Origin of the sequence: Anthropogastromicrobium aceti (assembly GCF_020687335.1) — a bacterium.
Taxonomy (GTDB): Bacteria; Bacillota; Clostridia; order Lachnospirales; family Lachnospiraceae; genus Anthropogastromicrobium; species Anthropogastromicrobium aceti.
Genome location: NZ_JAJEQN010000026.1, coordinates 1 through 20,449, shown reverse-complemented (window position 1 = coordinate 20,449; position 20,449 = coordinate 1). Strand labels below are relative to the sequence as shown.

Annotated in this window: 21 protein-coding genes; 3 read left to right on the top strand and 18 right to left on the bottom strand. The window is 42.6% G+C overall.

Annotation, left to right across the window (positions count from 1 at the left end; all coding sequences use genetic code 11):
- Positions 1-71: 71 nt before the first annotated feature.
- The 8 genes from scfB to LKD48_RS10460 all read right to left on the bottom strand — a co-directional run bounded on the left by scfB (position 72) and on the right by LKD48_RS10460 (position 8,817).
- Positions 72-1,481 carry a thioether cross-link-forming SCIFF peptide maturase gene (gene scfB, locus LKD48_RS10495; RefSeq protein ID WP_066558497.1) on the bottom strand — a complete coding sequence of 470 codons (1,410 nt, stop codon included), beginning with the start codon at positions 1,479-1,481 and terminating at the stop codon, positions 72-74.
- A 103-nt stretch (positions 1,482-1,584) separates the two neighbouring features.
- On the bottom strand, positions 1,585-1,728 hold the full coding sequence (gene scfA / locus LKD48_RS10490; protein WP_066558499.1) for a six-cysteine ranthipeptide SCIFF: 144 nt from the start codon (positions 1,726-1,728) through the stop codon (positions 1,585-1,587).
- Between the two features lie 78 nt (positions 1,729-1,806).
- On the bottom strand, positions 1,807-2,463 hold the full coding sequence (yihA, locus tag LKD48_RS10485; protein WP_118612401.1) for a ribosome biogenesis GTP-binding protein YihA/YsxC: 657 nt from the start codon (positions 2,461-2,463) through the stop codon (positions 1,807-1,809).
- Positions 2,460-4,853: an endopeptidase La gene (gene lon / locus LKD48_RS10480; RefSeq protein ID WP_262536547.1), complete on the bottom strand. Its 2,394-nt coding sequence runs from the start codon at positions 4,851-4,853 to the stop codon at positions 2,460-2,462. Before lon ends, yihA begins: the two co-directional genes overlap by 4 nt.
- A 39-nt stretch (positions 4,854-4,892) precedes the next feature.
- Positions 4,893-6,197 (bottom strand): ATP-dependent Clp protease ATP-binding subunit ClpX, encoded by a 1,305-nt coding sequence (clpX, locus tag LKD48_RS10475; RefSeq protein ID WP_066558511.1) that lies wholly within the window; start codon positions 6,195-6,197, stop codon positions 4,893-4,895.
- A gap of 19 nt (positions 6,198-6,216) precedes the next feature.
- Positions 6,217-6,798, bottom strand: coding sequence for an ATP-dependent Clp endopeptidase proteolytic subunit ClpP (gene clpP / locus LKD48_RS10470; RefSeq protein WP_227100436.1), 582 nt, complete (start codon positions 6,796-6,798; stop codon positions 6,217-6,219).
- A gap of 66 nt (positions 6,799-6,864) precedes the next feature.
- On the bottom strand, positions 6,865-8,145 hold the full coding sequence (gene tig, locus LKD48_RS10465; RefSeq protein WP_227100437.1) for a trigger factor: 1,281 nt from the start codon (positions 8,143-8,145) through the stop codon (positions 6,865-6,867).
- A gap of 129 nt (positions 8,146-8,274) precedes the next feature.
- The gene (locus tag LKD48_RS10460) at positions 8,275-8,817 is read right to left on the bottom strand and encodes a DJ-1 family glyoxalase III (protein WP_066558532.1); all 543 of its coding nucleotides are present in this window, start codon (positions 8,815-8,817) and stop codon (positions 8,275-8,277) included.
- A 159-nt stretch (positions 8,818-8,976) separates the two neighbouring features.
- Between LKD48_RS10460 and LKD48_RS10455 the strand changes: the two genes are divergently transcribed.
- Entirely contained in the window at positions 8,977-9,429 is a 453-nt protein-coding gene (locus LKD48_RS10455) for a CYTH domain-containing protein (protein WP_308731998.1), read from the top strand.
- Between the two features lie 174 nt (positions 9,430-9,603).
- Here the strand turns inward: LKD48_RS10455 and LKD48_RS10450 are convergent, their stop codons facing one another.
- Both LKD48_RS10450 and LKD48_RS10445 read right to left on the bottom strand, forming a co-directional pair.
- A complete protein-coding gene (locus tag LKD48_RS10450; protein ID WP_262536545.1) occupies positions 9,604-10,440 on the bottom strand; it encodes a M23 family metallopeptidase in 837 nt (278 codons plus the stop codon).
- 136 nt (positions 10,441-10,576) lie between these two features.
- A complete protein-coding gene (locus tag LKD48_RS10445; RefSeq protein ID WP_308731997.1) occupies positions 10,577-11,494 on the bottom strand; it encodes a SpoIID/LytB domain-containing protein in 918 nt (305 codons plus the stop codon).
- A gap of 182 nt (positions 11,495-11,676) precedes the next feature.
- Here LKD48_RS10445 and LKD48_RS10440 point away from each other — a divergent pair, with 182 nt between their 5' ends.
- Positions 11,677-12,174: a hypothetical protein gene (locus LKD48_RS10440; RefSeq protein ID WP_308731996.1), complete on the top strand. Its 498-nt coding sequence runs from the start codon at positions 11,677-11,679 to the stop codon at positions 12,172-12,174.
- A 62-nt stretch (positions 12,175-12,236) separates the two neighbouring features.
- Here LKD48_RS10440 and LKD48_RS10435 read toward each other — a convergent pair whose 3' ends face one another.
- The 7 genes from LKD48_RS10435 to LKD48_RS10405 form a co-directional block, all read right to left on the bottom strand.
- Complete coding sequence (locus LKD48_RS10435) at positions 12,237-12,662, bottom strand: YwiB family protein (RefSeq protein ID WP_227100442.1); 426 nt, start codon at positions 12,660-12,662, stop codon at positions 12,237-12,239.
- Between the two features lie 48 nt (positions 12,663-12,710).
- Positions 12,711-13,760: a D-alanine--D-alanine ligase family protein gene (locus tag LKD48_RS10430; protein WP_308731995.1), complete on the bottom strand. Its 1,050-nt coding sequence runs from the start codon at positions 13,758-13,760 to the stop codon at positions 12,711-12,713.
- A 106-nt stretch (positions 13,761-13,866) separates the two neighbouring features.
- Positions 13,867-14,193, bottom strand: coding sequence for a hypothetical protein (locus LKD48_RS10425; protein WP_227100444.1), 327 nt, complete (start codon positions 14,191-14,193; stop codon positions 13,867-13,869).
- Positions 14,186-14,941 (bottom strand): hypothetical protein, encoded by a 756-nt coding sequence (locus LKD48_RS10420; RefSeq protein ID WP_118612392.1) that lies wholly within the window; start codon positions 14,939-14,941, stop codon positions 14,186-14,188. The genes LKD48_RS10425 and LKD48_RS10420 overlap by 8 nt, the downstream gene beginning before the upstream one ends.
- A complete protein-coding gene (locus tag LKD48_RS10415) occupies positions 14,911-15,708 on the bottom strand; it encodes an ABC transporter ATP-binding protein (RefSeq protein ID WP_118612391.1) in 798 nt (265 codons plus the stop codon). The genes LKD48_RS10420 and LKD48_RS10415 overlap by 31 nt, the downstream gene beginning before the upstream one ends.
- Entirely contained in the window at positions 15,705-16,736 is a 1,032-nt protein-coding gene (locus LKD48_RS10410) for a FecCD family ABC transporter permease (protein WP_308731994.1), read from the bottom strand. The genes LKD48_RS10415 and LKD48_RS10410 overlap by 4 nt, the downstream gene beginning before the upstream one ends.
- Entirely contained in the window at positions 16,714-17,904 is a 1,191-nt protein-coding gene (locus LKD48_RS10405; protein WP_308731992.1) for an ABC transporter substrate-binding protein, read from the bottom strand. The genes LKD48_RS10410 and LKD48_RS10405 overlap by 23 nt, the downstream gene beginning before the upstream one ends.
- Positions 17,905-18,104: 200 nt before the next feature.
- On the opposite strand from LKD48_RS10405, the gene LKD48_RS10400 reads away from it, so the two are divergent.
- The gene (locus tag LKD48_RS10400; protein WP_308731991.1) at positions 18,105-19,442 is read left to right on the top strand and encodes a C1 family peptidase; all 1,338 of its coding nucleotides are present in this window, start codon (positions 18,105-18,107) and stop codon (positions 19,440-19,442) included.
- 90 nt (positions 19,443-19,532) lie between these two features.
- Here LKD48_RS10400 and LKD48_RS10395 read toward each other — a convergent pair whose 3' ends face one another.
- Positions 19,533-20,324 (bottom strand): histidinol-phosphatase, encoded by a 792-nt coding sequence (locus tag LKD48_RS10395; RefSeq protein WP_308731990.1) that lies wholly within the window; start codon positions 20,322-20,324, stop codon positions 19,533-19,535.
- Positions 20,325-20,449: the final 125 nt, after the last annotated feature.

Genomic DNA, 20,449 nt, shown 5'->3' with positions numbered 1-20,449 from the left:
CCTTCTCTATTCGGAGGCTGTCTAAGATAGTCTCCTTTTTCATACAGATCTAAGATCCGTACTAATTCATGTTAACACACGTGGGAGATTTCACCGGCAACATCAGCAGATGCCCCTGTCTCTTCTTCCATGTCAGCAAGCGCTGCCTTAATCATGATGGCACACTCGATACGCTTCTGCTGCATCTTACATCCAACATCATAGGAACCTGTGATAGAACCTGTGAAGTTGTATGCATTTGCATTACAGCCGCCGCTGCAATAATACTTCGCGAAGCAATTCTGACAGGCTGGCTTTGCATATACATTGCACTGTTTAAATTCATCGCATATATCCTGCTTTACAATACCATCATAAACATTTCCAAGTAAAAACTCTTCCTGTCCAACAAACTGATGGCACGGATAGAAATCACCCCACGGGGTGACAGCCAGATATTCTGTTCCAGAACCACAGCCTGACAAACGCTTTGCCACGCATGGACTCTGTGTCAAATCAATATTAAAGTGGAAGAAATTAAATCCCTTTCCAGCTTTACGATATTCCAAATAAGCATCAGCAAGCTTATCATATTCTTCAAGGATACGCGGCAGATCTTCTTCGCGGATTGCATAATCATCCTCTGGTGATGCAACAACCGGCTCCATAGACATCTGCTTAAAACCAAGATCAGCATAATGAAGCACATCCTTTGAAAAATCAAGATTATTTCTTGTAAATGTCCCTCTGACATAATAATTTGTCTGATTGCGGCTTTCTGCAAACTTCTGGAATTTTGGAACGATTAAATCATAGCTTCCCTTTCCGTTTCTAAAAGGACGCATTTTATCATTTACTTCTTTTCTTCCATCAAGACTAAGCACTACATTGCTCATCTCTTTATTACAAAATTCCATTACTTCATCGTTTAAAAGCACACCATTTGTGGTCAGTGTAAAACGAAACAGCTTATTATGCTCTTTTTCAAGAGATCTTCCATATTTTACAAGCTCTTTTACGACATCCCAGTTCATAAGAGGCTCACCACCAAAGAAATCGACCTCAAGATTTCTGCGGTTTCCAGAGTTTGCAACTAAAAAGTCGAGTGCCTTCTTGCCGACCTCAAGGCTCATAAGTGCACGACGTCCGTGATACTCACCTTCCTCAGCAAAACAATACTTGCAGGCAAGATTACAATCATGGGCAATATGCAGGCAAAGTGCCTTCACTACCGTTTTTCTCTTTTTGAAGTCTGTCATATACTTCTGATAAATATCTTCTGTATACAGCATTCCCTCATTCTTTAAACGGGTGATCTCTTCGTAGGCCGCCTCAAGCTCTTCTCTTGGGTAACTGTCAAGAGAAGCAAAAATGGCTTCCTTATCTTCCTGCTTCTCATATACAGGAATCATATCATATACCACGTCATCTACTACATGTACAGCGCTGGAGTTTACGTCCATAACAATGTTGTAGCCATGGCTCTTATATTGATGTATCACTACTATTCAACCTTTCTTATCTTTATCCTTCTTCATAAAAATGCATACAATGGAAAACCGAGGAGTTTCCTCCCCGGCTTTCCATCAACCAAGTCCAGAAAAATTACTTGTTGTTTTCGCAGCTCTGATTTCCTACTGTACAGGAAGTCTTACATGCGGACTGGCAAGAAGTCTGGCACTCGCCACAGCCACCCTTTGCCATGGTGTTCTGCAAAGTCTTGCTTGTTAAGGTCTTAGTTTCCTTCATATCTTCATCCTCCTATCTCGAATATCTGATAATTCACAGTGAAGTATAACATAAATGTGGAGAAACTGCAAGTAAAAACTATTCTTCTTCCTTATTCTTACTATCTATATACGCCCAGATCTCCTCGCGTCCCTGCTTAGTCTCAGCAGAAAACGGGATTAATACCTCACTTGATTTCATTCCAAGTGTACTTCGTATCTCTTTTACTCTTGCTGAAAGCTGACTTCTCTTAATCTTATCGAGCTTTGTTGCAATGACAACTGGTGAAAAGCCTGAGTTAACCATCCAGTCAAACATCTGGCAGTCGTTTGCGGACGGCTTGTGACGAATATCTACGAGCAAAAATACTCCCTTTAACGGCTTTGAGGTGTGCAGATAGCTCTCTATCATTTTTCCCCACTTTTCCTTTGTTTCCATTGAAACCTTTGCAAAGCCGTATCCTGGCAGGTCAACAAAATAAACACTTTTTTCCTGCGCATAGGAAGCGTCAAGGCCTTGTGCTTCTATCTCTTTTTGAGACTTCTCGCGATACTCGACCTTATAATAATTAATCGTCTGTGTCTTTCCCGGCTCTGCTGATGTACGCGCATATGCCTTACGGCTGATCAGACCGTTAATCAAAGAAGACTTTCCTACATTTGATTTTCCCGCAAATGCAAATTCTGAAAATTCATTTTCTGGAAGCTTGCTCGTTATACCGCAGACTGTCTCCAGATTGACTGATTTGATAATCATGCCTCAAAAACCTCCTTTATAACTTCGCGCATATGCGTTACAAAGCGCACACACAGCCCTGTTGTTACTTCATCTGTCAACTCCTCATAATCTGCACGGTTATCAGCTGGCACAAATACAAGCGTTGCACCTGCTGCCTTCGCCGCGAGAAGTTTTTCCTTTAAGCCACCAATCGCAAGTACACGACCACGAAGCGTAATCTCACCAGTCATTGCTACATCCGGCCGCACTGCACGATTTGTTACTGCAGAAAGAATTGCCGTTGCCATCGTAATTCCGGCACTCGGACCATCCTTTGGCACTGCACCCTCTGGAATATGAATATGTATATCATGTGTTTCAAACCAATCACTTTCAATACCATACTCACCTGCCACACTCTGTACACAGCTAAGTGCTGCCTGCGCTGACTCCTTCATGACATCACCAAGCTTTCCTGTCAGCTTCATCTGACCCTTACCCGGTGTTACATTTACTTCAACTTCAAGAGTTACACCACCTACACTTGTCCATGCCAAACCTCTGACAATTCCTGGCTCGCCCTTTGCTGCTATTTCTTCTTTGCGGAAGCGCTCTCTGCCTAAATAATCTGATAAATTGTCTGGTGTGACTTCAATTTGTTCGCAGTTTTCCTCAAGATATTTTAGAGCAGCCTTGCGGCAAATAATAGCAAGCTGTCTTTCAAGTCCACGAACACCCGCCTCTTTTGTATATCCGCTTATCACCTTTTCAAGTGCACTCTGATCCACTCTTAATAGACCTTCTGGCAGCGCTGCCTCTTCAATCTGCTTTGGAAGCAGAAAACGACTGGCAATCTGATATTTTTCTTTTTCAGTATAGCTGCTGACCTCTATGATCTCCATACGATCAAGTAATGGCTGCGGAACTGTCTGTAAATTATTTGCTGTTGCGACAAATAATACATCGGAAAGATCAAGCGGTACCTCAAGATAGTGATCTGTAAATGTTGCGTTCTGTTCTGGGTCAAGTACCTCTAACATAGCAGATGATACATCTCCATGCAAACTGTCGCTTCCCATTTTATCAAGCTCATCAAGAAGCATTAGAGGATTTATAACACCTGCCTTTTTGATGGCCTGCGCAATACGCCCCGGCATCGCTGCGACGTATGTTCGTCTATGACCGCGAATCTCAGCCTCATCATGCACACCGCCAAGGCTGATGCGCACATACTTACGATTTAATGCAGAAGCAATGGAGCGGGCAATTGATGTTTTTCCAGTTCCAGGCGGTCCTACAAGGCAAAGAATACGACCGCCTTTTCGCGGCTGTGTTTTTTCCTGCTCTTTATCAGCTTCCTGCGCATTCATTTGCAGCTGTCTGACAGCAAGAAATTCTAACACCTGCTCCTTTACCTTTTCAAGACCATAATGATCCTTATCAAGTTCCTCTCTTGCTGCACGTATCGAGATATGCTCTTTGGTGCGCTCCTCCCATGGCATCTCAAGCAATGTCTCAATATAATTCTGACTAACCTTGCTTTCTGGACCATCCATCGGATTGCTGCGCAGACGCTTAATTTCTTTTTCAAGCTGTTTTTTTACTTCTTCTGGTGCTTTAAGCTCTTTTAGCTGTTTTTCGTAGCGATCTGCCGCAGATTCTGCTCCCTCACCAAGTTCCTTTCGAATAAGGCGCATTTGTTCACGCAAAATATAGTCACGCTGCTGCTTATCAAGCGCATTTTTCACCTTGCTCTGGTATTCTGCGCGAAATCGCTCTACAAGCGTTTCGTTGCTTAGCCACTCCAAAATAAATTCGTAGCGTTTTTCCTCATCCGGATATGCGGCCAAATATTTCTGACGTTCCTGCTGCTTCATAGGCAAATTGCATGCGATAAGTGCACAAAAACCTCCGATATCCATGTGCTGCAGCAGCAAATTGGCCAGTTCCCTGCTGGCCTTTGGCTGAACACGGCAGTATTGTTCAATCAGATCCTTGAGTACACGAATTTTAGCCTCTTCCTCAATTTCTTTTTCCTGATCCTCTTTGTCTAAATCATCTGCCAGTATTTCTTGTTCATCGCTTTTTTCTGACTCAAAAACAGTCACCCTTGCAATCAAATTTGGCACATATTCCTCAATTGATTCTAGCTTTGCCGACTGCAGACCTGTGACCAGCACACGGAAGCTGTCTTCGGGCCCCTTAATAATTTGTTTTACCTGCGCAATAACACCAAATTGCTCTAGCTGCTCCTGCCCCGGATTTTCCACACTCGGATCCTTCTGTGCAACCAGAAATACATTCTGATTTGTCTTCTGTGCATTGGTCGCCGCTGCAATCGACATCGGCCTGTTCATATCCAGATAAATCCTCATACGCGGCAATACGGTGATTCCACGCAGAGCGATTGTAATTAATGTATTTTGCACTGTTTTTCTCCCTTATAAAAATAGAAAGGGGGGAGACTGTCATGCAGTCTCCCCGGATTTATTCAGGAATCTGCGGGCTCTTTCTTCCCGCTTTACAACCTCAATATCGCGGCGCACGATCTGCGGCTTTTCTGTTCCCTCTACTGTCTGCTCAGTAATGATACATTCTCCTACTGTATCATCAGAAGGCAGCTCGTACATGGTATCCATCATGACGGACTCTAGAATTGCTCGTAAGCCTCTTGCACCGGTCTTTCTTTCCTGTGCCTTCTTCGCAACTGCTTTGACTGCATCTTCTGTAAAGGTGAGCTTTACACCGTCAATATCAAACAGCTTCGTGTACTGCTTTGTAATCGCATTCTTCGGCTCTGTAAGAATCTTTACAAGAGCTGCCTCGTCAAGCTGCTCAAGCGATACCATAACAGGAAGACGTCCGATAAACTCTGGTATAAGTCCAAACTTTACCAAATCTTCTGGAAGCACCTGCGCAAACAATTCACTGATGCTGCGCTCATCCTTTCCAATAATCTCAGCGCCAAATCCAATTGATCCACTTCCAAGACGGCTCTCTACAATCTTTTCAAGACCGTCAAATGCACCTCCGCAGATAAATAAAATGTTGGTGGTATCAATCTGTAAAAGCTCCTGATGCGGATGCTTTCTTCCACCCTGCGGCGGAACGCTTGCTACGGTTCCCTCTAAAATCTTTAATAATGCCTGCTGAACACCTTCACCGGAAACGTCTCTGGTAATAGATACATTCTCAGACTTCTTCGTGATCTTATCAATCTCGTCAATATAAATGATACCGTATTCTGCACGCTCGATGTTATAATCGGCTGCCTGAATCAGCTTTAACAGGATGTTTTCAACATCTTCACCCACATAACCGGCCTCTGTCAGAGAAGTTGCATCTGCAATTGCAAACGGAACATTGAGTAACTTCGCCAACGACTGTGCCATGTAAGTCTTTCCTGAACCAGTCGGACCAAGCATGAGAATATTACTCTTTTGAATCTCAACGTCACTGCTCTCTTCAATGTGGGTAATGCGCTTATAATGGTTGTACACAGCTACTGCCAGTGCTTTTTTTGCCTCATCCTGTCCAATTACGTATTGGTTGAGATGCTCCATGATCTGCTTTGGTTTTAACAGGTTAATGTCTCCTGGATTATATCCGCCTGCTTCTTCCTCGCCATTTTCTTCTTCCTGAAGAATTTCGTAGCAAATCTCAGTACACTCATCGCAGATGTAACTTCCGTTTAATCCCGCAATCAGCTTGCGCACCTGTCTCTGCGACTTTCCACAGAAAGAGCAGCGTAAATCCTCTGATCTTGTTGCCATAGTCAATCCCCTTTAATCATCAATGATTCGTGATAATCTCATCAATCAAGCCATATGCTTTTGCTTCTTCAGCTGTCATCCAGTTATCTCTCTCGGTATCTGCCTCAACCTTCTCAACTGGCTGGCCTGTATGCTCTGCCATAAGTCTGTTCATGCGTGCCTTTGTTTTCAGAATATGTTCAGCAACGATCTTCATATCAGTTGCCTGACCCTGGGAACCACCAGACGGCTGATGAATCATGATCTCCGCATTTGGAAGCGCATAACGCTTGCCTTTGGTTCCTCCTGATAAAAGGAATGCGCCCATGCTGGCTGCCATACCGATGCAGATTGTAGATACATCACACTTGATGTACTTCATCGTATCGTAAATTGCCATACCATCGCTGATGGAACCACCCGGGCTGTTGATGTAAAAGCTGATATCCTTGTTTGGATCTTCAGACTCCAAAAACAGCAGCTGTGCCACGATCAGGTTTGCTGTTACATTATTCACTTCCTCGCCCAAGAAAATAATTCTCTCTTTGAGAAGACGGGAATAAATGTCATAAGAACGCTCTCCGCGGTTTGTCTGCTCCACCACATAAGGTACTAATGCCATATATGTCACCATATCCTTTCCAAAAGACAGCGGCTTTCTGCCGCTGCCTCTGTTTATAGTTACAAATTATTTTGCGCTGTCTACGATCAGATCAACTGCCTTCTGTACAGCCAGATCATCCTTTAAGCTATCCTTGCCAGCCTCACCAAGATACTCCTTAACCTTGTCAAGTTCCATCTTGTATGCGTCTGCCATCTTCTGCATCTCAGCCTCAACCTCTTCGTCAGAAACTTCGATGTTCTCAGCCTTAGCAATTGCCTCAAGAACAAGACGATTCTTAATACGAGTCTCAGCCTGCGGCTTCATCTGATCAACAAGAGCCTCTCTTGTCAGACCAGTGTACTGAAGATACTGATCAACAGTCATGCCCTGCATCTGCAGTCTCTGTGCGAAATCATTTGCCATGTTGCGTGCCTGAGAAGTGATCATAGCGTCTGCGATCTCCATGGATGCATTCTCAACAGCCTTGTCTACTAAAGCGTTCTGCTTTGCAGTCTTAGCTTCCTTCTCCTTGCGCTCTAAAGCCTTAGCCTTTAAATCAGCCTTGTACTCATCAAGAGTCTCAAAATCGGAAACCTCGCTTGCGAACTCATCATCAAGCTCTGGCAGTTCCTTAGCCTTGATTGCCTTAACAGTTACCTTAAATGTAGCCGGCTTTCCTGCCAGGCTAGCCTCATGATACTGCTCTGGGAAGGTAACGTTAACCTCAGTCTCCTCGCCAGCATTCTTGCCAACTAACTGCTCCTCGAAAGTATCGATGAAGCTGTGAGAACCGATGGTCAGATCATAATCTGTACCCTTGCCGCCTGCAAATGCAGTTCCGTCAACAAATCCCTCATAGTCGATGGTAACGATGTCACCGTCAGCTACCGGACGATCCTCTACAGTTACAGTTCTTGCCTGCTGATTCTGAACCTTCTTCAGTTCTTCCTCAACCTCTTCATCGGTAACTTCTACCGGCTGTGCCTCATACTCAAGACCCTTATACTCGCCAAGAGTTACTTCCGGCTTAACTGCTACAGTTGCAGTAAAGATGAAGGACTTGCCCTTCTCGATCTGTGTTACGTCGATCTCTGGCTGAGAAGTGATTACTAAACCACTCTCCTTTGCTGCCTCTTCGTAAGCTTCCGGAATAATCTCATTTGCCGCGTCCTCATAGAAGATACCTGCGCCGTACATCTTTTCGATCATAGCACGAGGTGCCTTGCCCTTGCGGAAACCAGGCAGCTGAATTCTGCCCTTGTTCTTGATATATGCTTTCTGCATGGCTGCCTCAAACTGCTCAGCGCTGACTTCAATTGTCAACTTTGCCATGCTCTTTTCCAGATTTTCTACCTGTACACTCATTACTGGTTCCTCCTAAAAAAACTTTCGTCCTTATCATATGACGCTTGCCACATCTAACTACTATCTATTTTAGTCATATGTCTGCAATATACGATTATACAACACAAGCCTCAAAATTGCAAGCGATAATTACGGCATCATAATTGCTTCTGCGAGCTTCTTTGATGTTTCCTCATCTTTTAGCAGCTTTACTAACTCAAGTCCGAGCAATATAGATGTACCCATGCCGCGGCTTGTTGTAATATTTCCATCGGTAACAACTGGAACGGCCTTAAACTTAGCTCCCTTTAACTGGTCTTCAAAGCCTGGATAACATGTTGCATTCTTTCCTTCCAAAATGCCTAAAATGCCAAGTGCACTCGGTGCTGCACAGATTGCTGCAATACGTCCGCCCTTTGCATTGTGTGAAACAAGCAGCTTAGAAAGCTCTTCGCACGCTTTTAAGTTCTTAGTTCCAACACCGCCGCCCGGCAAAAATAAAGTATCTGCTGCATCAACAAAAATATCTTTTAGCATGACATCATTTTTAATTCCAATTCCATGAGAGCCCTGTGTCATATCTTTATTATGTATAGAAACAAGCTCTACCTCTTCTCCTGCTCTTCTAAGAAGATCAATCACTGCTAATGCCTCAACCTCTTCACAGCCATCTGCCATAAATGCGTAAACCATATTTTTTTCCTGCCTTTCTTTTTTTGACCTCAGTATAAAAAATCTTGATGAATATGTCAACATGGGATATACTGATTTCTGAAAATCATTATAGGCGTTCACGGTTCGCAAACTTTTCTCGTGAACTTCAATAAACAATTGAAAGGTCTGGTATTTATTATGGAAATTGAACGTAAATTTGTCCCAGTTAAGCTTCCTGACAATTTGGAATCATATCCACACACACGCATCGAACAGGGATATCTGTGTACTGCCCCTGTCGTGCGCGTGCGAAGAGACGGTGATTCTTATTATATGACATACAAAGGCGCTGGCATGATGGTTCGTGAGGAATATAACCTGCCGCTTACAAAAGAAGCCTATGAGCATCTTATTGTAAAAGCTGACGGCACTGTAATTTCAAAGACACGCTACCGCATCCCGATTGGTAACGATCTGACTGCCGAACTAGATATTTTTGACGGTGCTTTAAACGGTATACTGCTCGTTGAGGTTGAGTTTCCTGATGAATCTGCTGCCAGAAGCTTTATTCCTCCAAAGTGGTTTGGCGAGGATGTAACTCTTGATCCGCGCTACCACAACAGCAACATGTCAAAGGGCATTCGGCCATAATTACATGAAACAATCTAACATCGAGATGCGGCTTTATATTGCTGCCATAATTTTAACGCGCAGAATTTAGGTCCTGCGCGTTTTTTCATGATTTATTTTTGAAGATACCTGGGGCAAAATGGCATAAAGCCAAAATCGGTACAAGCTTGCCTGCAATCTGGTATCAAAGTTCTGTCACTCAAGATAATCAAGTGGATCAACCGGCTCTCCATTTTTTTGCAGTTCAAAATATAAATTAGGTCCTTCTGTGACATAATATTTAGTCGGCTCTGCCAGTCCGCCAAGCACAGTTCCCTTTAATACATAATCACCTTCTGCCACTGAAACATTGTCCATATTTCCGATAATCGCCTGATATTCATCGCCAAGCGTTACGCAAAGATATGTTCCAATCTCCTCATTTGCTGCGATTTTTGAGATAACGCCATCTGCCGGCGCTAAAACGGCATCACCTGGTTTTGCCTGTACCATAATTGCCGGGCACACCTTATATTCCTCTAATGTTGGATAATATACAAGTCCATCCATTGAGAAAGACTTGATAAGCTCTCTTCCTGCAACTGGCCACTGAAGCTTTTTTGATGAGTCAAAATTTAAATTCATGGATACAAGGCTTGTCTGACCTGCAACCTCTGCCACTTCATCTGATGCTGCCTGTTCTGTATTCTGGATACTGTCCTGATTTGCATTCTGTCCAGACGCATCATTTGCGGCAAGCTCCTCACTTTCCCCTGACTGCTCTGCGAGCTGCTGCTCGCCAACTTCACTTCCAACTGGAAGCTCATGGTTCATCTCCTCTGCCACCTGATTTGCCTCAGACGGCATCCCATCTGATTGTGTTTTATTAGCCTGTTCTGCTTGTGTCAGCGCTTCACTCCCATTTGTTGTCACATACCTGTCATTTTGCTCACGATAAAAATTGACTGCCAAAAGTGCAGTAAGTGCTACGACTGCGCCAAGTCCAATGCCAAGCATCTTCTTCCCCGATAAAAACGCATACCACTTTCTCATAATGATCTCCATTTCTGTGCGATTACAACTGCACAATGTATATTAGGCGATCAGGAACTTTCTCCTGCTCCCTTTAGTCCTATTCTTGCCAATATTTGTGCGGTTATACGAAGAAACAAAGAAATATTTAAAGCTTTTATCTGCCGAAACTGTCCTTTACCTCACATCCCTGAAAATAATGCTGTAAAATCCATTTATAATCTCGTCCCTCCCCTGCATACCTGTCTGCTCCATACTGACTCATTCCATATCCATGTCCAATACCCTTTGCGATTACCCTAATCGTATCTGCGTAATCTTCAAGTCGAAACCAAAGTGACGGAATACCTAGTGCCAACGCTGCTTCCTCTGCTGAAAAACTAATCTCTGACACCTGTAAATTCATAACATAACCCTGTGCATCAAGTGTCAGCGCCACATCCGCTGCATTCACCGGTGCCGAAAGCTGTCTCGTATCATCAATCTGATTAAGCTTACCTGCAAATTCTTCTTTTGTAAATTGTTTTACCGTCTGATATCCCGGTGATTCAGCATCATACACACAATCGACACCAACAAGATACGGACAATCTCCTGTCTGGTCATAGCGCGTCATCCCGGCGCTGATCTTATGAAAAAGCGGTGCTGCAAGCCCATCACCATAATAAAGGCACTGCCCGGCAGTTTCAATCACTGCCGCATATAATTTTTCATAATATAGATATTCATCATCGCCCCATACAGCTTTCATCTGTGAAAGCGTCATCGCATGGATGGCAAGCTCACTCTCTGAGACAGAAGTTTTTGTTCCCATAGCACGATACAGCCACGTTCTTGCTAAAATAGCCTGTGCCTTCAATGTTTCCTGCTCCATTGAAGGATCTATCTCCTGCGCTAAAATGCCAACAAGATACTGTTCTGCTGAAACTGTTTTTTCATTTTCAAAAACCACGCTATACAAATCTTCTGGTTGATAAGACATAAGACCAGTATCAAAACAAAGAATCGTCATAGTATACGGAAACAAAAGCGATGCCAAAAATAATAATACTAATGTCACGATCTTTCCCTTCATTATAGCACCGCCTTTCCTAAGCAAATCTATTTCCCCATCTATTTTATTCTGCGTTTTCTTTCAATATGACTTATTTCAAGACAAATTCAAGATAAATTTGTGTTGCAACCTATTTGTTAAGATGTTATAATATTTCTGATAATGTTCTGCAGAAGGCAGAACGACAGATAGGAGGAAGCCAAATGACTTGGTGGCAAATTTTGCTAATTATTCTTGCCGTAATTCTTGTGCTTTTGGTTGTGCTTTACTTTGTAGGCTCCAAAATGCAGAGAAAACAGGCCGCTTCTCAAGAGCAGATGGATGCGATGAAACAAACGCTATCCATGTTGATTATCGACAAAAAGAAAATGAAACTTAAGGATGCAAATCTTCCGGATATGGTTTTGCAGCAGACTCCAAAGTACATGCGCCGCATGAAGATGCCTTTTGTAAAAGCAAAGGTTGGTCCTAGAATCATGACTCTTATTGCCGACCCGAAGGTGTATGAAATCCTTCCGGTAAAGAAAGAAGTCAAGGCCGTTGTCAGCGGTATTTACATCACCGAAATTAAGAGTGTACGCGGCGGAGCAATCCCGGCACCGCCGAAGAAGAAAGGTTTCTTTGCACGCTTCAAAAAAGATAAGAGCGCAAAGAATACAACTGCTGAGAAAACAGAGTCTAAGGGAAAGAAAAATAAATAAAGCAGCAAACAAAAAGCCGTGTATCGCATTGATACATGGCTTTTTATTTTACTATCTTCTGATCAGTTTTGCTGTGGGCGAATCTGAAGCAAAATTTCACTATCGCTGACATGCTGATTGTTTATCTCCAACAAGTATTCAAGCTTCAGTTCCAAAAAATCATCCTGTTCATCCAGACAGATCCCCGTGGTGTAAATTCCCATCTCCATCTGTCCATAAGGCGTCTCATATACACTGACAAGCTTGTTTTCCTTCTCGAAATTCATCTGCGCATTGATCACCCCTTTTTTGCTGACAGATACATGTTCTTCTGTAATCTGGATCGAATTTTTTACAATTAGGTTGGTATCATCGCCAATCTCATCATAGAAAAGATAGCGTTTTCCATCCTTTTCATAATACTTTCCAGTCGTTGTCACTTCGATAGTATCGTCTCCGTCCGGTGTCATCTGAAGTCCGCGCACCGTTACAAGTACGTCCTTTGTCATGTTTTTCACTTGCCTTTCTATATATAGCCCCTGCCTGCACAACTATAATCAGCGCTCGAATGCAAGATCAATCAGCTTCTGAACAAGTTCTTTCTTCGGGATGCCCTGTGCTTCCCAAAGCATCGGATACATACTAATTGCTGTAAATCCAGGAAGGGTATTGATTTCGTTAAACACAACACCGCTCTCAGTTAAGAAGAAATCAACTCTTGAAAGTCCTCTTCCATCAAGTGCCATAAAGATTTTTACAGCATCCTCACGAATCTGCTCACGCATATTTTCTGGCATCGGCGGATCAACCAATGTCTTGGACTCAGAATTGTAATACTTTGCATCAAAATCGTAGAACTCATCTGCTGAAAGAATCTCACCAACACCAGATGCCTTTACATCAAGATTTCCGAGAACTGCACACTCAACCTCACGGCCGATAATAGTCTCTTCTACCAGAATTTTTCTGTCATTATCTGCTGCTTCAACCAATGCATTCTTAAGCTGCTCTCTGTTTGCTGCCTTATTTACACCCTTAGAAGATCCTGCTCTTGATGGCTTTACAAATACAGGGTATTCCAGTGCACTCTCTACTCTTGCAACTACCTCATCCATTTTAAGTAGCTCTTCCTTGTAAACAGGAACATACTTTGCCTGACGTATGCCAAGGGTATCGACTATAATCTTTGTGTAAAGCTTATCCATACCAGCAGCTGATGCAAAGAGACCACATCCAACAAACGGAATACCTGCAAGCTTAAATAAGCCCTGAACAGTTCCGTCCTCTCCGTATAAACCATGCAATACCGGGAAAATCACATCAAGATGAACAAACTGTGCCTTTTCGTCCTCGCTCATACGGTAAAGGCCTTTTCTAGTTGCATCTGGTGACAATACAATACTTGTCTTTGACTGTCTCCAGGATCCATCCTGAACTGCATTAAGATCAGCGGCCTCTACCCAATGACCTTCCTTTGTAATTCCTACTAAAACGATATTGTAACGCTGTGCATCAATGCACTGAATAATATTAGATGCGGACATACATGAAATCTCATGCTCAGAGGACTGTCCTCCAAAAATAACCGCCAGATTCTGCTTGCTCATAATTTTTCCCTTTCTTTGCAATTCTTAACAACAAAAGCTGCAATGTTTGCCTTTGCTATCATACCACATTTTGATAAATATGCAAGTGTCTTGCCATACAAACCTTTTATTCGTCCGTTTTATGATGCTCTTTATAATATTTATCCGGATGATTATAAACATCCTCAAAGAACTCGCGCTTTTCTTCGTAGAGCTCATTGAGCCAGTCAACTGCGGCTGCACGACCTTCATCATCAAATGAAAAACGCTTTTTTGTAAACAGCTCTGGCTTTGTAAAATCTACGGAAAATGGTCCTGGACAGGCGGCTGCCTCGAGAAATGTTTCATTCTCTTCTTCTATTTTATAAATGCTGTAGCGCATTCCTCTGTCTGACCCGGTAAAACGGCTCTTTTTCAGAAACGGAATGGACAGTAATGTTCCATGATCAATCATTTGTTTCCTCCATTGTGTACGGAATTTCCACCTGAACGCCATCAAAATTATTGACTAGGCGGCCATCTTCCTCAAGACGAAATGCCCAGTTTACCATAACACTATCTTTCTCATCTGTTCCTTCCTTAGCTTCCGCCTCAATTTGATTCAGCGATTTTTTTGATACCATCATCAGCTTTGCATAAACACTTGTATCAGTTGTCAGTTCTTCCTTGTCACGGAATGTATACGAAAGAAGATCTCCATTAATATCTGTCATATCCATATCATTATATGCCGCTGACAAGATTGCTGCATCCTTTCCTGCACGGCAATTTAATTCGATATCTCGCACAGCAAATTTTTTATTAAAATTAACAAGTTCCTCTCCCTGTGTTGCACACATGGCAAATGAAAGCGAAACTGTCCACTCCTTTGGTGTATCACCTATTGTTTCTGTCGATACTGCACTTAAATAAGGGCATACATAATATGTTGTTGTCCTGCCACCCCACGCGCGGTACTTTGTAACACAAACAGAACCATTCCAAAACATGGTTCCTGTTGAAGCATCTGCCTTATCAGCCTCTAGCTGTCGTCGAATCTCTGCTAATCCAGTCTCATTTTCTGCTGCCTGTTCACCTGCAGCATCCAGCGTAATTAAAACAGTTTTCTCATAGTGATGCACGCTCATTGCAACTGACAGCACCATTACAACAAGAAGTGCTGTGATCACAGTCACAAATACGGCTGTCTTTTTTCTTGGCATATGTTCTCCTTTCTACCGTATTCTCCAATAGCAAACGATATCCCATAAGCTTGTTCTAAATTTTCCTGACACAATATATTTTTCGTATCTCCCCACAAAACAAAAGAAGTATGTAAAAGCTCATTATCTGGCAAAAATAAAAGTGTCTTATCTGCTATCATAAGTGCATGCTCTGGTCTGTGCGTGATAAATAAAACCTGTTTATTGTCTGTCTTGCATAATTCCTTTATCAGCTTTATCAGCTGTGCTGTGTGACGTAAATCAAGTCCACTCTCAGGCTCATCCATAATTAAAAGTGATGGCGATGCGACAAGTGCTCGTGCAAGCTTTACAAGCTGCTGCTGTCCTGCACTAAGTTTATCATACGAGTATTCAGAAAATTCAAGCATTCCAACACGCTCTAATGCTGCCTCTGCCATTTTTCTATCATTACTATCTGGCTGCGCAAAAAGTGATTTGTATGGATTGCGGCCAATAAGCACCATATCTAACACAGAATATGGCACACTTGTCGATTTTTGAGGCACATATGCCATTTTTCTCCACAGCTGTCTGTCTTTAATATTTCTCATATCAACACCATCTAAAAATGCGCCTCCGCCGCACCATGGTATAAGCTTCATCAGACTCTTTACAAATGTTGTTTTACCGCAGCCATTTTGTCCGAGAATCGCTGTAACCATTCCCGGCTCACTCGCCATATTTATATTTGATGACAACACTTGTTTTTTGTAGCCAATTGAAGCGTCTTTTACCTCTAACTTCATCCGCGAAGCCCTCCATTTTTAGCAAGCAGAATTAAAAAAAATGGCGCTCCAATCAAACTTGTAAGGATCGCTGCCGGAATTTCTGATGCTGTAATACAGCGCGATGCCGTGTCCGTAATAAGTAAAAACAATGCACCATATACTATCGAAGACGGAATTACGTCTTTGTTGCTTCCGCCATAAATCATTCGGCAAAAATGTGGAATCAAAAGACCAATCCAGCCAATCTGTCCGCACATAGAGACGACTGCTGCTGTGATTGCTGATGAAGCTGCCACCATCATAAAGCGAAAACCGTGCACTGATATTCCAAAGCTTTTCACCTCTTCCTCGCTTAGCATCAATGCATCCAGCTTCCACCTGAAAAGCAGAAGAATCACAATTCCTGCTAAAATCCAGCCTGCACCAGATAAAAGTAATGGCCAGCTCATATTTTTCAAGCTGCCCAAAAGCCAATATGTAATTGACGGAAGCTCATCCTGTGGATCTGCCACATACTTTGCAAATGATACCATTGATGAGAAAAATGAACCAATAATCATACCAGAAAGCACAAGACGAAGTGTTCTGTTCTCACCGCCAGTTCCTGCAAATAAATAAACAAGACATACGGAAAATAGTCCGCAAAAAAGTGCACTGCTTTGTATTCCTGTCCTCCCAGCTCCCATTAAAATGGCTGCCACCGCACCAAATGATGCTGCATTTCCAACGCCAAGCGTATCAGGGGTAGCAAGTGGATTGGCAAATACTGCCTGAAACCCTGCTCCTGCTGCCGCAAGACCTGCTCCGCACAAAAGAGCACCAAATATACGTGGTACACGCACGAAGCAAACCACATGACGCATAGTATCGCTCACTGTATCAGAACCAGTAAACAAATCACAAATGGCACGAAGCACATCATATGGTGCAATTGCATAACGCCCCATTCCCAAAGAAACAGCACATGCGACAAGGGTTATCACCCCTGCCGCAATACTGCGCCTTGTATTCCATTTTCTTTTTTTATTTGCTGCTTCCATATCCATTTGCCGCATCTGCTGACGGTGTATACATTTGTGCGACCTGATCATCAGTCAACTCAATGTTATACACTTCCTTATAATAATTCTCGACTTCCTCAGTCATATCAACGTCCTCAAACAGATCAGGATAAACTGTCTTTGCAAGCCACATAAGCGTCATAGGAGTATCTGCACCTGGTGTAAAGCTTCTGTAGGCACCAAGCGGCATCTTGTAAACCTGCTCATTTTTTACAGCACTAACACTGCTCCAGTCATTATCACCGATTGTATTATTGTAAAGATCTTCCGGCATTGCCTTTGTGAAATTGCTGATGAAGATGATTTTAGGATCCCAACTGTAGACCTGCTCCATATTGACAGAGGCATTTGAGCGCTCTGCCTCAATTTCCTCGCCTACATTTACTGCATTTATTGCATCACACCAATACTGTCCCCAGAAATTTTTTCCAGATGTCACAAGTGCAGTATCACTATAGTTAAATAAGAAAAATACATTCTTTTTTTCTTCATCTTTAAGCTCATCTGTCTTATCCTGAATTTCTTCTTCTACTTTTTCACCATATTCCTTGGCAGCTTCTGCTTTTTCTTTTTCCTCCGGGAAAATGTCTGCTAAAAGATCCATCCATGCATCAAATGTATCTGATGCATTGTAATCCCACTTGGTAACAGAAACTGCAACTGCTGTCAAACCTGCTGATGCAAGAGATTCGCCAAGCTCCTTATTCTGCGCATTATAAAAAACAAGATCTGGCTCTAATGTTAATAAGCTCTCAATATTAAGCTCATTATTTTCAAAAAATGAAGTATCTGCATCAAGGATTTCTGGGTACAGCTCACCAAGAAGACCTGCCTTTGCGGCACTCATGCTGACTGGACTGATTCCAACAAGCTTTTCTGCGCTGTCTAAATATAGTGACAATACAGATGGCAACGGAAGCGTATCAGTAACAACAATTCTGTTTATTTCCTCTGGAAGTGTAACCTCATTGCCTGCATGATCAATGATTGTGCGCTCGCCATTGTCTTTCGCTGATACCTCTTTCGAAATGCTCTCTGTGTTTGCTTTAGAAGTACTCTCCTCTTTTTCCTTCGCTGCAAACACAGGTGTTGCAGAAAGTGTAGCTGCAAATACTAACACTGCTGCCGTCAAATTTCTTTTTGTTTTCCTCATCAATTTCTCTCCTCCAAATCAAAAAACTTGCATATTCATATTTATTATAGTTTCTTGCTCTTCATTATAAAGTGCATCATAAAAAAATGCAATTATGTTGTTAAAAAAATTACTCTTTTTTGCCCCACTTTACAAATGTCGTGGACGGTGCTACAATCAAAACACAGCAGTATACATTACGCAGAAAGAAGGGTTTTATTATGAATCATGATATTACAAACGAAGTTCTTGCTGAATTTTCCACTGCATTTTCGTCGAATCCAGTTAATCGCATTGCTATGAATGCTGTTACCTCTGCTGGATTACTGGCATCATCTAAAAATCCAATGGCACAGCGTGAAAGCCGTCACTCCTACTCTATTTCTCTTGAGCAGGGTGAAATTACAAACCAGAAACAAAGCGGCCGCTGCTGGATGTTTGCAGCACTTAACACGTTTCGCTTTGAGGTAATGAAAAATTTAAATTTAAAGACTTTTGAACTATCTCAAAACTATACGCTTTTCTACGACAAGCTGGAAAAATCTAACTATTTCCTTGAAAGCATTCTTGAGACACTCGATGAACCAACACAGGGACGTCTTATCTCCTTCCTTTTGTCTGCTCCGCTTGGTGATGGCGGACAGTGGGATATGCTGTGCAATCTTGTCCGCAAATATGGTGTTGTTCCAAAGGAAGCTATGCCTGAAACAGTTTCCTCATCTGCTACACGTGAAATGACATCTGCCCTGACAAGAAAGCTTCGTGAGGATGCATGCCGTCTGCGCAAGGCTTACGCCGATGGTTCCACTTTAGACGAGCTTCGCCAAAAGAAGGAAGCTATGATGGAAGAAATTTATCGCGTTTTATGCATCTGCCTTGGCGAACCTCCAAAGACTTTTGATCTTGAGGTTACTGATAAGGATGATAAATTTATACGTGACACTAATCTTACCGGAACTGCATTCTTTGAAAAATATGTTGGCTTAAATCTTGATGATTATGTCAGCTTAATCAATGCTCCTACTGCCGATAAGCCCTATCACAGAAGCTACAGCGTAAAATTCCTTGGAAATGTAAAGGAAGGCTGCCCGGTTCGCTACTTAAATCTGCCGATTGAGGAGCTCAAAAAAGCAGCAATCGCACAGATGAAGGACGGTTCTCCTGTATGGTTTGGCTGTGATGTCGGTAAGGATTCTTCCCGCGATGAGGGACTTCTTGATACTAATACATATCAGACTGACAAGCTTCTTGGTGTTACATTTGGCATGAATAAGGCAGAGCGCCTCGAGTATGGCGAAAGCTTAATGACACATGCAATGGTATTTCAGGGTGTGAACCTTGATGAAGAAGGCAAGCCAAACCGCTGGCGCGTAGAAAATAGCTGGGGCGATGCACCTGGCAAAAAGGGCTATTATGTCATGAGCGACGAATGGTTTGACGAGTACATGTACCAGATCGTTGTCAATAAAAAATACCTGCCTGATTCTTACATCGCAGAGTATGATTCGGAGCCAATCATGCTTGAGCCATGGGATCCAATGGGATCACTTGCACTGTAATCTTTCATTTGGCAACAAATAAAAGCCTGATCAGTGGATTACGTACTATTTTGCGCAATTCACTGACAGGCTCTTTTTATTTTGATCATTCTACTTTCTGCATGGCTTCTTTAGCTCAGGATACTCAATCCTATTTAAACCAAGCTCGCGGCACCACTCAAGCGCAGTCTTTGCCGATTCAAGATCACACACACCCTTTGGTTCATGCGCATCACATCCTAAAATAATATCGCAGTTATGTCTGGCTGCAATCTTAAAAAATTCAAAATTAGGATAATGGCGATGCTCTCTCATACCAAGCATGTTAATTTCAAGCGGCACCTTATTCTTTGCTGCATAAGCACACAGCTTATCTGCTGCCTTTTCATAGTTTTCCTTTGAACCGCCAAAATTAAGCAGATCAGGATGCGCCAGATAAGTAAAGCAGCCTGTCTCAAGACCTTCAATCACCTGATCCACATAGCGCATCATCATATCTTCCTCATGATGCAGCTCACCACTATATATATGCTCTTCCTCGTTTAAGACAAAATGCTGCCCCATAATGATATAATCAATAGGATACTGGCTGTAAAATTCCAACAGCTTGTCGAAATACTTCGGATAATACTCTGTCTCGAATCCAAGCTTGATCTCAATATCATCCTTATATTCCTTCTTCAGCGCCAAAATAGAATCTACATATCCTGGCACCTGCTCTCTTTTCATACGGAATGTAGAGTAATAATCACCTGAAAAGAAATATGGTGAATGGTCTGAAAAGCCAAGCACCTTAAGACCACCCTTTATTGCCGCCTCTACATACTGGCGATCCTCACCAACTGCATGATTACAGCGAGTTGTATGTGTATGAAAATTTGTTGTCAAAATTTTATTTTCCATGAAATTTATCTCCTCTGTTTTCATATGATCGAGTAGGAGGCGGCTTTCGCCGCCGACCTCTCACACCACCGTGCATACCGTTCGGTACACGGCGGTTCAGTTAACTTGACATTTCATAAAGTACT

Excerpts from the sequence above, each read along its gene's own strand:
- scfA (WP_066558499.1), bottom strand. The coding sequence starts at position 1,728 with ATGAAGGAAACTAAGACCTTAACAAGCAAGACTTTGCAGAACACCATG.
- yihA (WP_118612401.1), bottom strand. The coding sequence starts at position 2,463 with ATGATTATCAAATCAGTCAATCTGGAGACAGTCTGCGGTATAACGAGC.
- clpX (WP_066558511.1), bottom strand. The coding sequence starts at position 6,197 with ATGGCAACAAGATCAGAGGATTTACGCTGCTCTTTCTGTGGAAAGTCG.
- clpP (WP_227100436.1), bottom strand. The coding sequence starts at position 6,798 with ATGGCATTAGTACCTTATGTGGTGGAGCAGACAAACCGCGGAGAGCGT.
- tig (WP_227100437.1), bottom strand. The coding sequence starts at position 8,145 with ATGAGTGTACAGGTAGAAAATCTGGAAAAGAGCATGGCAAAGTTGACA.
- LKD48_RS10460 (WP_066558532.1), bottom strand. The coding sequence starts at position 8,817 with ATGGTTTACGCATTTATGGCAGATGGCTGTGAAGAGGTTGAGGCATTA.
- LKD48_RS10455 (WP_308731998.1), top strand. The coding sequence starts at position 8,977 with ATGGAAATTGAACGTAAATTTGTCCCAGTTAAGCTTCCTGACAATTTG.
- LKD48_RS10450 (WP_262536545.1), bottom strand. The coding sequence starts at position 10,440 with ATGAGAAAGTGGTATGCGTTTTTATCGGGGAAGAAGATGCTTGGCATT.
- LKD48_RS10445 (WP_308731997.1), bottom strand. The coding sequence starts at position 11,494 with ATGAAGGGAAAGATCGTGACATTAGTATTATTATTTTTGGCATCGCTT.
- LKD48_RS10440 (WP_308731996.1), top strand. The coding sequence starts at position 11,677 with ATGACTTGGTGGCAAATTTTGCTAATTATTCTTGCCGTAATTCTTGTG.
- LKD48_RS10435 (WP_227100442.1), bottom strand. The coding sequence starts at position 12,662 with ATGACAAAGGACGTACTTGTAACGGTGCGCGGACTTCAGATGACACCG.
- LKD48_RS10430 (WP_308731995.1), bottom strand. The coding sequence starts at position 13,760 with ATGAGCAAGCAGAATCTGGCGGTTATTTTTGGAGGACAGTCCTCTGAG.
- LKD48_RS10425 (WP_227100444.1), bottom strand. The coding sequence starts at position 14,193 with ATGATTGATCATGGAACATTACTGTCCATTCCGTTTCTGAAAAAGAGC.
- LKD48_RS10420 (WP_118612392.1), bottom strand. The coding sequence starts at position 14,941 with ATGCCAAGAAAAAAGACAGCCGTATTTGTGACTGTGATCACAGCACTT.
- LKD48_RS10415 (WP_118612391.1), bottom strand. The coding sequence starts at position 15,708 with ATGAAGTTAGAGGTAAAAGACGCTTCAATTGGCTACAAAAAACAAGTG.
- LKD48_RS10410 (WP_308731994.1), bottom strand. The coding sequence starts at position 16,736 with ATGGATATGGAAGCAGCAAATAAAAAAAGAAAATGGAATACAAGGCGC.
- LKD48_RS10405 (WP_308731992.1), bottom strand. The coding sequence starts at position 17,904 with ATGAGGAAAACAAAAAGAAATTTGACGGCAGCAGTGTTAGTATTTGCA.
- LKD48_RS10400 (WP_308731991.1), top strand. The coding sequence starts at position 18,105 with ATGAATCATGATATTACAAACGAAGTTCTTGCTGAATTTTCCACTGCA.
- LKD48_RS10395 (WP_308731990.1), bottom strand. The coding sequence starts at position 20,324 with ATGGAAAATAAAATTTTGACAACAAATTTTCATACACATACAACTCGC.